Source organism: Zobellia alginiliquefaciens (assembly GCF_029323795.1).
In the GTDB taxonomy this organism is placed as follows: Bacteria; Bacteroidota; Bacteroidia; order Flavobacteriales; family Flavobacteriaceae; genus Zobellia; species Zobellia alginiliquefaciens.
In genome coordinates this window covers 2,309,833-2,322,721 of record NZ_CP119758.1, presented here as the reverse complement: position 1 = coordinate 2,322,721, position 12,889 = coordinate 2,309,833, and the positions used below count along the sequence as shown (strand labels likewise).

General features: G+C 39.4%; 6 protein-coding genes. All 6 read right to left on the bottom strand.

The genetic code is table 11. The features are described 5' to 3' along the window. Positions 1-7: 7 nt before the first annotated feature. Complete coding sequence (locus P0077_RS09805; protein ID WP_276168999.1) at positions 8-1,657, bottom strand: solute:sodium symporter family transporter; 1,650 nt, start codon at positions 1,655-1,657, stop codon at positions 8-10. Positions 1,658-1,704: 47 nt separating this feature from the next. Next, positions 1,705-2,265: a sugar O-acetyltransferase gene (locus tag P0077_RS09800; RefSeq protein ID WP_276168998.1), complete on the bottom strand. Its 561-nt coding sequence runs from the start codon at positions 2,263-2,265 to the stop codon at positions 1,705-1,707. Positions 2,266-2,275: 10 nt separating this feature from the next. After that, a complete protein-coding gene (locus P0077_RS09795; protein WP_276168997.1) occupies positions 2,276-4,045 on the bottom strand; it encodes a glycoside hydrolase family 36 protein in 1,770 nt (589 codons plus the stop codon). A gap of 462 nt (positions 4,046-4,507) precedes the next feature. Beyond that, positions 4,508-5,830, bottom strand: coding sequence for a vanadium-dependent haloperoxidase (locus tag P0077_RS09790; RefSeq protein WP_276168996.1), 1,323 nt, complete (start codon positions 5,828-5,830; stop codon positions 4,508-4,510). Then, positions 5,814-9,320: a VCBS repeat-containing protein gene (locus tag P0077_RS09785; RefSeq protein ID WP_276168995.1), complete on the bottom strand. Its 3,507-nt coding sequence runs from the start codon at positions 9,318-9,320 to the stop codon at positions 5,814-5,816. Before P0077_RS09785 ends, P0077_RS09790 begins: the two co-directional genes overlap by 17 nt. Beyond that, entirely contained in the window at positions 9,317-12,853 is a 3,537-nt protein-coding gene (locus P0077_RS09780; protein ID WP_276168994.1) for a VCBS repeat-containing protein, read from the bottom strand. The genes P0077_RS09785 and P0077_RS09780 overlap by 4 nt, the downstream gene beginning before the upstream one ends. Positions 12,854-12,889: the final 36 nt, after the last annotated feature.

Sequence of the window (12,889 nt, the reverse complement as noted above, 5' to 3'; positions counted from 1 at the left end):
ATCTCTTTTAAAATATCAAATACGTACTCAGCACTAAAGCCGTGATTACAGCACCCGCTATAAAAGCATATTTCCACGGTTCCACACTTACCGCATCCGTAGTCATAGGCTGATAGTCCGTTTCCCTTGGATGTAATTTTCCGATAACTAACATGATAATAATATTCAAGACGAACAAAATAGCCATTACATGCAAGAAGTGTGGATAAGCTTCCGCCTGAATTACACTTAAGGCCTTGGCATCTGTTATTCCATTTTGAGCAGCTTCCGTCAAGGCGCTTTCTACAAAATAAGGTTTAATGATAAACTGACTGATAGAATACAGAACAACCCCGGAAATCACACCAATTTTTGCCGCTATGGCCGGCACACGCTTGGTAAAGAACCCAACAACAATTACCGTTAAAATGGGAATACTATAACAACCGTTGGCCTCTTGCAACCATGCAAACAAACCTTGAGGTGCATTAGCAATTAAAGGAGCAACGCACATACCCAAAATACCCAGTACAAGTCCGAACATTTTACCCGCTTTAACCGTTTCAATTTCGGTCGCGTTCTTTTTAAAATATTGACGATACAGGTCAAAACCGAATAAAGTGGCACTACTGTTCAACAAACTATTAAACGAACTAAGAATAGCACCAAAAAGCACCGCAGCAAAAAGACCTGTAAAAGCCGCAGGAAGTACCGTTGCAACCAACTTAGGATAGGCCTGATCCGGATTATCAAGATTGCCTTCAAAAATATGCCATGCGATAATACCTGGCAATACGACTATTATGGGTATTAAGAATTTTACCAAAGCGGCTAAAATCACCCCTTTTTGTCCTTCTTTTAAGTTTTTAGCTCCAAAAACACGTTGTAGAATCACTTGGTTGGTACCCCAATAAAACATTTGTACGAGCATCATACCGGTAAAGATTGTCCCAAAAGGAATGGATGCATCCACATCTCCCTTTACATTGAATTTTTCCGGATGGCTTTCCCATAATATGGAGACTCCATCAGAAATACTCCCTTCACCAATGGCCAACAATCCAAAAACAGGAATGAGGAGTCCTCCAATCAGAAGTCCAATAGAATTGATCAGGTCAGAAACCGCAACCGCTTTCAATCCACCGAAAATTGCATATATAATTCCGATTATACCAATACTCCAAACGCAAATCCATAGGGTAGCCGTATCGGAAAGTCCCAAAAGGCTAGGCAAATCAAACATAGTACTGAACGCCAAAGAACCCGAATACAATACGGACGGAATGACCACAATAACGTAACCAGATAAAAACAGCGCTGTTAGTATGGCTTTTGTACCGTGATCAAACCTATCTGCCACAAATTGTGGAATTGTTGTTATACCACCCCGCATATACCTAGGAAGCAAGAATACCGCCGTGATAATCATAGCAATTGCTGCCAAAGTTTCCCAAGCCATTACCAAAACCCCTTCCGTAAATGCTTGCCCGTTAAGCCCCACAATCTGTTCCGCAGAAAGGTTAGTTAGCAACAATGAACCGGCAATGGTAATAGCCCCTAAACTCCTACCTGCCAAAAAATAGCCATCAGCAGATTTTTCATTGGTACTTCTTGTAGCATACCAAGCAATTAGCGCAACTAAGAGCGTAAAACCTACGAATGAAACTATTGAGAGCATATTTTTGGTGTTTTAAGTTGGTGTTGAGAGTATGAGAGGAGCTATAATTAGGAGTTATCAATTTTCTTTAGTACACGACACGGATTACCAACAGCAACTACATTTTCAGGAATGTCTTTCACTACAACGCTCCCTGAACCTATAACACTGTTTTTTCCTATAGTAACCCCTGGGTTAACGATTACCCCGCCACCAATCCAGACATTATCGCCAATCTTTATGGGTTTTGCATATTCAATACCGGAATTGCGAGCTTCAAACTCTAAAGGATGTGTTGCCGTAAGTAGTTTTACTGCAGGGGCCATCATCACATTTTTACCAATATAAACTGGTGCTGCATCTAAAATAATACAATCAAAATTAGCGTATGAGTTTTCTCCCCAATAAATATTGAAGCCATAATCGCAAGTAAAACGATTTTCTATATAGAAGTTTTTACCGGTCTCCGCGAATAGCTCTTTGAAAAAATGTTTCCGTTGGCGTTCTTTATCCATGGGTATGGCTTCAATTTCACGCATTAATCTTCTTGCGTTCAACCTCCCTCTCACCAATTCCTTATCATGAGGGTTATAAGGCTGTCCGCCAATCATTTTTTCTTTTTCGGTCATTTGAAGTTCGCTATATTTTCTCGGCTTTTATGATTCCACAGGCGGGAACCACAATTTCAAGTACGCCTTTCGAAAATACTACTTTATCTTCCCGTATCAAACTTCCTTGACAATCATAAATTTTACAACGATAGACCCCGAAGTCTTTTGTATTCCTGATAACCACTTGATCCGCTATCTGTCCGTTTAAAATATCTACTTGATTAGGCGCTTCATTAAGCTCTATAACCCAAGTATCGTATACACCTATTATAAGGTGTCCGTTTTTAGATACCCGCTTTGTGGGATAGTTGGCCAAAGGCTTAGATGGAAGGAAATCGCCATTCATGAGAACATCGGAATTTTCATTCCAATATTTAGTGTAAAACCCGATCATGTTTACATATTCTTTGGGAGTTTCACTTAACATTACGGAAAGCTGTGGCACACCAAAAAGGGTATTGATTACTTGAAGTGCCGCTATTTCCAACGGTTCATCCGCATGCCAAGTAACCATATCGGAATGAACGGCCGTATCCCCTGCAAGCATACGTATATCCGCAATTCGCAAACGGTTCATGGTGGCATCTCCGGGGCAATCAAACGCTCTGAACATGTTACCATATTTACGCATTGCCGGCCCGGTATATTTCTGTCTGAACTCAATGAAAATTTCAGGATTTATTTCAGTCAAAGCATTTTTCACGTCAGTTAACAAGCGGTCCACCGCTCCATTGATAGAAGCGTAATCCGCACCAGCTCCTAAATTAGTAGGTGTATCTTTATAAAATCTGAAATCATCTATAAAATCTAATTTAAAACCATCCAAATTCCAGTCTTTGGCCGCATTTGTATAAATATTTATGAGATATTGCCTAACCTCTGGGTAACGAGGATCAAAAACAGGTGCCCATCTGTGGTCTTCGGTTAAGAATTTTCCTTTGAAAAGTTTATAGGCCTTTGACTTTTCCCCGCAAAAAGGAACGGAATACCAAAGGGCAACTTTCATTCCCGTTTCTTGCACTCTTTTCACGAATTCCGCCATTTCTGGAATACGGTCCGGTTGCCAATCTCCGGTAAAATCATAACCTCTATTCGAATCGAAAGTTTGCCAACCATCATCAATAATTATTGCCTCGTAACCTAGATTTTTAGCCAATCTACACTCCTCTAAAAGTAATGGCACTTCTAAGTTTTGATGAAACTGATACCAAGTAGAATACAACGGTTTTTTTGCAATATCCGGAACATAGGCCGGTTTCAGCTGTTCAAAGGTTTCCCACCATGAGGAAACGGCACGAAGACTATCTGAAAAATGCCTGTTTTGACTGTCTAATCTTATCTGTGCCTTAAAGTTTTTAAGAGGATAATGTTGCTCCATAAAAAACGTGATGTGACAATAAAAACAATTGTCCTCCTCACGCAAACGTGCATTCATTTCTAATTTATTGATAGCATTGGAACAAGCAAATGTTAAAATGTTCTCATCACTATTACCAAACAAGGAAATAACAGGAGAATCAATAGAGATTCTAGACTCCATATTATCCAACTCCCAATCTGCTTGAATACGTTTATTAAAATCCGTGGTAGGCTTCCAAATCCCCTTTACATTTATGGCGGGCACTTTCCACTGTAGGGTAATGGGTTTTGGAACTCGCTTTTCTTTTCCTGTAACTTCAAAATTATAGATTGCAGTACCTTGATGATCATGCACTTTTTTAAGAGACGTTTGGAAATTTTGTTCCGCACCAATAATTGTTATTTCGGGGGAAACTGTAAGAATAGTGTTTACAATCATCTAAATATATTATTAGGCCAGAATCAATTAGCCGTTCATTATTTTATAATTCTTCTAGTTGAACAAAGAATAACTCAAGAAAGTAAAAATGTCGTGCGGTTCGTTGTAAGAAAGAGCATGAACAAATATTTTATCAATACTATGATATACTATGCTACTAAACAAATATACAGCGTATTCCATCACCTTCAAAAAAAATTGGTTCAAATAACTATAAATACTTGACTCATAGCTCAAAAACTTATCAATAACAGAATAAAAACAACGAATTTTTAAGACCTGTGAAAGAGCCTCCTTTATTTTTAAATGAAGGTTTTGACAAATTCAGCCTTGAATATACAGATAAATTAAGTGATTCATGGGAAATTTCTTTCTTTTTCCATAAAAGACCAATGCTAGTAAATGGATGCTCAGGCGAACCAGATTCCTGACCGGAAAAAACCCATATGGAGAACAATCCTATTATTCGAATTCTACGCTCTTAACCACAAAATTACCAATGGCCCTACCCTGTTGTACACCGAGTTCAATGGCGGGACGGTAATGTATTCCACCATACAAACGACTAATAGCCGCCTCTTCCGCGGCTTGCCAAAACGACTGAAAGCTTCGTGGCGGTAGACCATAAGGAACTTCTGTTGCATCTACAAAAGCATAATTCTCACCAAATAATGCTGTCAGTGCCGTTGCTGCAGCACTCGAAGCCACACTATGACCCGAAGTATGCTCAGGAAAAGCTGGAGTTTGTAGAATAGGCTCCCAATCTTGATCTATATAATTGTTAATATAGGTTTCTGGTCTGGTTAAGCTACTCTTATACTTTTGATCCCAGCAACTTATAAATGCGTCTGCAATAGTTACCCCTAATAAAGACATGGTTTCCGCAGCGGTTACTCCATTAGCTTTTTCTTCTTCCAAAACTTGTGCTGCAATATGCATCCAATGCCCTCCAGGCGATATTTGTTGTTGAAAATACATAACATGCCCTTTAGTATGGGAAATATTAGGATTACAGTCCCAAAACTTAGCAACTTCCAGCTGTTTATCGTCTAACTGATTAACCGTTTCATACACCTCAATAGCTTCTTCGTAAAATTTAGAATCCTTTTCTAAATCAAAAGCGGTAGGTAAACCTGGATCAAACTGCCCAGCGGAATCCAAAACGAACGGACGAATGGTATTCCAATGTGGTTCTATTGCTTCCATATAATCCGGAGGCGTGGGTTTCCAACGGCCAGCGTCATCATTTACAGAATACCTGGGAAGTGCCGTACGACGAAGGTACCCGTCTTTCGCGGCCCAGTTTAAGATTTCAGCAGCTAACTCTTCACCAAAAGACACCGAATTTTCATAAACCACTGCATCAATACCAATAGCTTTAATTTCGGCCAACATATCACCCTTAATAGCTTCAACTTTATCCAAATCAAAAACTAAGGATTTACCCACATTCATGAATGCCACTGCAGAAACCAAAGGGTAATAGTACTCTTTATTAGCAATAGGTTCAGGCAGTTTTTCTAAATTATTGAGTGTAGCGGCCAAGGATTTTTTTGATGCATCGGCAAAACGAATACCCTCATAAGCGGCTACATTTGAATAGGCATAAATTCTACTTGCGACTGGCGGTGTAAAAATATCGGCAACTATAACATCTGTAAGTTGACGATTATATTTTGACAACCCTCCTTCAAAATAGGCATCCAGCCCTTCTTGATTATGCTTGGTGCCGCATGACACCAGTAAAACCGAACATAATATAAGTAAACTACCTAACTTCTTCATCTAAATACACTGTTTTTGTATTTCCGTTTCTATCTGTAACTTCAATTTTCTCAATGTTCTCATTAAGAAAAATACGCCTACTGCTCTGTGACAAATAGCCCGACCCAAAATAAAATTCTTTCTTGTATTCGCGACCATTCTTCAGTTTTACAAAGGCGGAAAGCACATCATTTTCAATATAAATCGTCTTTGCTTTACCGTGCCCTTTTTCCTGAAATACTTTTAGCTGATTATCATTATTTGCTGCCAGTATCGTCTGTTTTTTATCCGAATATATCAAAGCCAAGCCACTCGCGTCTAAATCATTTACAAAACCGCTTTCATCCAAAGGGATATTTCTAAAAGTCCCCGTACCGTCTCCTTTTAAGAATGCACCAATAAAAGCATCATAACGCCCGGTTGCCGCTTCCGTAGCATACGAATTACCGGTCATGAGCACATCTAAATTTCCATCCTTATCAAAGTCATCTACCACTGTACCTTCTATTGGCGCTGTTTGTAACGCCAGTGGAAGCTCACGAAGTTCAAATTTTCCGTTACCCAAATTTTCCAAATAACTACTGGCAAAGGTATGGCTCTTGACTACATAGGCATTTTTTAATTCTTCTGGTAAAAACGATTCATCAAAACTGGTCTCGGCATATGATTTATAGGTTTTAAACCTACTACGCATAGCATTGACCTGTCCAATAATTTCATCACGTGAATGTGCCAAATGGTTTTCACCGTCAATAAAATAGCACATTATAGGGTCTATCCTGCCATCTTTATCATAATCATTAGCATAAATACATAGAGGTTCTTCACGGCTGACTGTATATTTATTGTTCAATCCAAGGTTACCCAAAATATAATCAATATCCCCATCTTGATCAAAATCACCACCGTTGATGCTGTTCCACCATCCTTCGGTTTTAGTTAGTCCTGTGGTTTCTTTTTGCAATACCAATCTTCCTTTTTCATTATGAAAAATAGTTATTGGCATAAACTCACCAACAGCTATGAGGTCTGTCCACCCATCATTATCATAGTCCGTCCACAAACCAGACGTTACCATTGTCAGCTCCTCCCAACCTTCAATCTGGTTGCTTACATCAACAAACTTAAAGTCACTATCTGATGATTGATTTTGGAGCAAGTAACTCTGTGTTGGCATTGGATATTTACCAGGGTTAACCCTACCACCCACGAACAAATCTAAATCTCCGTCCTTATCATAATCATTGGCAACTACACACGATCCGCTTGCACTTATTGCAGGCAAAGCATCAGACCGGGCAAAACCACCTTTGCCATCATTTACGTAAAGTCTGTCTTGATATATTTCAGCATCGGTATTGGCACTTACCCCACCACTAACCACGTACAAATCAGTATGACCATCACCATTGGCATCAAACAACAAAACACCCATGTCTTCTAAATGGGCATCTAAACCTTCATTTGAAACAAAACTGCCATCTGGCATCTGCAAAAATAATTCCCCTGCTTGGCCGGTAGCTCCTCCGATATAAAAATCCTCCAAGCCATCTCCATTTACATCGGCAACAGCCAAACCAGGTCCGTTTCGGGAATGCATATGCGGTAAAATAGGCTGTAATTTAAAATCTACAAAGTCGTCTTCCTTATGCTTGAAGCTTACTCCTAAACTATCCGTTATATCAGAGAAAAACTGATTCTTTAAGTCTTTTTGTTCTGGACTATTTTTGATAGCATCTGACTGTTTCAATGTCAAGATTGTATCAACTGCCTGGTTCTTCAAAATCTGATATGTACCATTTGGCCACCAAACTTCAATACTTTTCACTTCTTTGCTCTGTCCCAAACCAAAATGTGCCGTAGGGTCTACACTAGACTCATAGCCTCTACTTAAATAATGCTGATAGAACTGCTCAGAGTCTGCGGTCGTCAGCTTTAATTTAGCTCCGATTCCTTGCAGATTGCCTTTTTTTCCATTCAGCTTGACTTTTAGATAGTGATTTTTTTTCTCTGGAAGCCCCACGTTTTCATATACAAAAGCAGGTTGATCCATATTGTTCACCAGTAAATCCAAATCCCCATCATTATCCAGATCGGCATATGCTGCACCATGGGAACAACTGGCTTTATCAATCCCCCAACTATCGGAAACTTTTTCAAAAGTCATATCCCCTTTATTACGATAGGCGTAGTTAGGTAAATCTGCCATGGGCAGTTCACTTATGGATTTCAATTTCATTTTAATTTTTGTATCCACATCACCTACAGGGCTGTCATAAGCTTTCTGATAATGGATATAATCCAAATCTCCTAAATCCCTTAAAAAACCATTGGTAACGTATAAATCCTTGCGCCCATCATTATCATAATCGGCCAATAATGGGCTCCAGCTCCAATCCGTGCTACTAATGCCTGCCATAAATCCAACTTCACTGAACTTATCCTGACCTTGGTTCAATTGCAGCGTATTGCGACTGTATTGTGCATTGTAACCTGCATCTAACATAATTTGAAAACGGTCATAACCCGTTGAGGAAATAATCAATTTTTGACGTTCATTGTCTTCTGGCCGCATATCCAATACCATAATATCGGGCTCACCATTATTATCCACATCTGCCACATCATTTCCCATTCCCGCATAAGAAGTATGCTTTATTTGCTCCGTAATCTGGTCTTTGAATGTACCATCCTTTTGGTTGATATAGAGAATATCATTCCCTATAAAGTCATTGGACACATAAATATCAGGCCAGTTATCGCCATTAATATCAGAGATCCCTACACCCAGGCCATACCCTTCAACTAGAATTCCTGCGTCTACCGAAACATCTTCAAACTTGCCGTTCCCCAAATTTTTATACAAACGGTCATTACTTACGGACTGCCCATCAATCTCACGTGGTTTACTAACATTAACATTATACTCGTAAGCGGCAGGATTTACCAGTAGGTACATATCTAAATCACCATCTTTATCAAAATCTAAAAATGCGGAGTGCATGCTTTGCCTTGTATCCGCAAGACCATACTCCTCGGCCATTTCGGTAAAGGTCATATCACCGTTATTGATATAAAGCATATTGGCACGCTCGGAAATCTCTGCGCTTCCTGAAACGCACACAAAAATATCTAAAAATCCATCTTGGTTAATATCTACCATACTTACCCCCGTACCCCAACGTGTATTTAGAAGTCCCGATTTTTCCGTGATATCCTCAAATTGAAAGTTTCCTTTGTTCCGATACAACCTACCTGAAACCATGTTCCCGCTAAAATAGACATCGGTAAGGCCGTCATTGTCTATATCACCTACTGCCACACCGGCACCGGTATACACGTTCATAAACTCAAATACGTTGATACTATCGTTTTCTGTAATGGTATTTTGAAAATCGATGCCTGTTTTAGCAGTATCTAACAACCGAAAACGATGCGTTTCTTTCGCGCCACAACCCACAAATAGAAATGAGAGACCCCACACGAATATTAAAGGTTTCAACATTTTCATAGGTTCGTCAAAATTTCGGTTTCAACACCGTTATCATCTATAATTTTTAGGGAAACTGCAGAATCCGGAATGATTAAATTTCTACTTGAGCCTGACAAGTAACCTCCGCCGTAATAGAACTCTACTTTTTGTTTCATTCCATTTTTAAATGTTATTAAAGCAGCAACTTCATTAGGTTTCGGCTTATAAATTCGGTTTTTTACCGGTCGATAAAAGCTTTTTAACTCAGCATTGTTTATTCCAACCACGATTAATTCCTTTTTTCCCGCATTTAAGCCTACAAGGCTTTTTGCATCTCCGTCCACGAAAAACCCGCTTTGAGAGACATTGGCCTTACTGAAATTGCCCTCGCCGTCACCTAGCAACAACCACCCTATAGAGGCATCATACCTACCTGAGAATACTTCCCCACTATAGAAATTTCCAACCGCCAAAACATCTAGGTTTTGGTCATTATTATAATCTCCAACCATCATACCATACATAGGAGCAATCTGCGCCGTTCTTGGCAATTCTGAAAGTTTGAACTCTCCATTGCCTAAATTCTCAAGGTAGGAATTGGCAAAAGTCTCGCTACGTACTACATAGGCATTTTCTATTTCTTCCTGTAAAAAAGAATCTTCAAAAGTGGCATTGGCATAGTCAGAGAACGTTCTGAAACGTGAACGCATAGCATTAATCTGGCTTATTAAATCATTGCGTGAATGCGCCACATAGTTTTCTCCATCTACATAATGACACATGACCGGGTCTATTTGACCATTCTTATCATAATCGCTAGCATAGATACACAAAGGTTCTGTTGAACTGGCCTTGAATTTACTGTTGAGACCAAGATTCCCCAGGATATAGTCAAGATCCCCATCATTATCAAAATCACCGGAAGTTATACTGTTCCACCAACCATTTGTGTGCGAAAGACCCGTTTCTTCCATAACTTCGGATAATTCACCCTTATTATTCTGAAAGAAACGAACCGCCATAAACTCCCCTACCACAATTAAATCTTGCCAACCATCATTATTATAATCCGTCCATAAAGCGGAAGTTACCATGCCCAAATCTTTAAACACCGAACTGATAGACTGCGAATCCGTACTGAATTTTATACCATTAGCATTACTATTATTTTTTAAAAGGAAGCTTTCAGGAGGTAATGGATATTCACCAGGTCTTACTCTTCCACCCACAAAAAGGTCCAAATCACCATCTTTATCATAATCCGCAGCCGTAACTACGGACCCACTTACCCACATATTTGGCAGCGCATTAACCAGATTAAATTTGCCTAATCCATCATTTTCATAAAGCCTATCTTGATATGCCTTATTACCAACCGGATAAGACGATCCCCCACTAACGACATACAAATCTTGGTCTCCGTCATTATCAGCATCAAAAAATAAGGCGCCCATGTCTTCATTCTTTGTTTCATCAAACTCCACCGTTTCAAAAGAACCGTCCTGCTTTTGAACCATCAATGCTCCTGCTTGACCCGTTGCCGCCCCAACGTACAAATCCTCTAAACCATCACCATTAACATCAGCTACCGCTAATCCAGGCCCGTTTTTAGAATGCATGTGCGGCAACAATGCCTGAACCTTAAAATCTACAAATTCATTCTCTACATGGAACCGATTGAGACCTACATTATCCGTTGGCTGAAACCATGTTTTAGATATCTCATTGTTTGTAGTTTGTTTTCCGTCCACAGCATTCTCATACTTAAGCACGATTTCTTGATTGACAGCAACAGCTACCAACTTTTGAGTCTTCCCATCGGGCCATATGACTTTTACGCTATCCAATTCTTTGGATTGTCCTACTCCAAAATGTAGCGCTTGCTCAACTGTAGATAAATAGCCGCGATAAGGAGTAAAATACTTTTTTTGTACACTATCCGCATAAAAAATATGAACCTTGCTTCCCAATCCTTGTTTGTTCTTTTCCGAACCTTTGAACTTGAATCTAATATATTTGTTTGTCTCAGAAGATAGCGTGTTTTCGTACAAGCCGGCAGGATCATCAATATTATTCGTCACAAGATCCAAATCACCGTCATTATCAAAATCAGCATAAGCCATTCCGTTTGAGTAAGTCGGCTTGTCAAAACCGACATCTTCAGATTGGTCCTGAAAGTTTAAGTTTCCCATATTTTTAAAAAAATAGTTCGTTTCTTTTATGCCCGGCAGTTTATTCAGCTCTTCAATGCGTTTTTTTCTGTTCGCCTCTTCGGTACCCATGGTGAGCACACGGTCACCATACACCATAAAGTCTAGGTTGGTAATATCTTGTCTGTATCCATTTGTAATGCAGAGGTCATTAAGTCCGTCTTGGTCAAAATCTGCAAAAAGGGCGCTCCAGCTCCATTCTGTAGCATCAATTCCGGTGAGCTGCCCAACTTCACTAAACGATCCGTTGCCATTGTTCAATTGCAGCGTATTTCTAATGTATTGAGGTTGGTAACCATAATCCAACCTATTTCTAAACTGATCATAATTGTTGCCCATCATAGTCAGCTTCCATCGTTTATTATCAGGCGGCAGCATATCCAGCACCACAACATCCATATTACCATCATTATCAATATCGGCAATATCATTGCCCATACCATTAAATGTAAGATGCTTAAAATAGGTGGCTATTTCATTTTTAAAAGTTCCATCTTTTTGGTTGATGTAAAGCAAATCATCCGTAAGGAAATCATTGGACACATAGATATCTGGCCAACCATCTGAATTCATATCACATACTTCAATACCAAGACCATACCCTTCAATAGAAATACCTGATTCGGCCGAAACATCTGTAAAAACGGGATTCCTAGCTTCGTTCTCACCACTGTCATTTCTAAAGAGTTTATCTACAGAAGGAACTTTTTCTCGACCTTCTTTAGGTTTTGCCGTATTTCGGTTGAAATCTACCAATGCATTGTTCAATAGATACATATCCAAATCGCCGTCACCATCATAATCAAAAAAGACTGATTGCACCGAATAACTTGTATCTGCCAAACCCCACTTTTGAGCTTCTTCCGTGAAGGATAGTTTTCCATCTTTCAAGCCATTATTTACAAATAATAAGTTTGCTTTATCTACACTTTTGGAGTCTCTAGGCCCTGCCCTACAAACATAAATATCTGGATAACCATCTTGATTGATATCAACGATAGCCACGCCATTGGACCAGTGTGCAGAACCCACATTTGACGACTCTGTAATATCTTCAAATTTAAAGTCACCTCGGTTACGATACAGGCGGTTGCTCACCATATTTCCCGTAAAATAGACATCCTGAAGGCCGTCCAAATCAAAATCGGCCACAGCAACACCGGCCCCATTGTACATATACTCAAAATCTAGTATGGTTAGGGAATCCGTTAGTGCTAAAGTATTCTGAAACCCAAGTCCCGATTCAGAAGGATGAATCTCTCTAAAAAGCGTTTGGTCCTTTTGAGAGCATGAAGTAAAACACAATACCACGCAGGAGAAGAGTGTGTAATAAAACAAACCGATTTTATACGTAGCGAACATGAAAGCAATTAAATACGTCTATGAATAGAAAGGAAT

Bases quoted from the DNA above. Each gene is read 5' to 3' on its own strand.
- P0077_RS09805 (WP_276168999.1), bottom strand. From the start codon at position 1,657: ATGCTCTCAATAGTTTCATTCGTAGGTTTTACGCTCTTAGTTGCGCTA.
- P0077_RS09800 (WP_276168998.1), bottom strand. From the start codon at position 2,265: ATGACCGAAAAAGAAAAAATGATTGGCGGACAGCCTTATAACCCTCAT.
- P0077_RS09795 (WP_276168997.1), bottom strand. From the start codon at position 4,045: ATGATTGTAAACACTATTCTTACAGTTTCCCCCGAAATAACAATTATT.
- P0077_RS09790 (WP_276168996.1), bottom strand. From the start codon at position 5,830: ATGAAGAAGTTAGGTAGTTTACTTATATTATGTTCGGTTTTACTGGTG.
- P0077_RS09785 (WP_276168995.1), bottom strand. From the start codon at position 9,320: ATGAAAATGTTGAAACCTTTAATATTCGTGTGGGGTCTCTCATTTCTA.
- P0077_RS09780 (WP_276168994.1), bottom strand. From the start codon at position 12,853: ATGTTCGCTACGTATAAAATCGGTTTGTTTTATTACACACTCTTCTCC.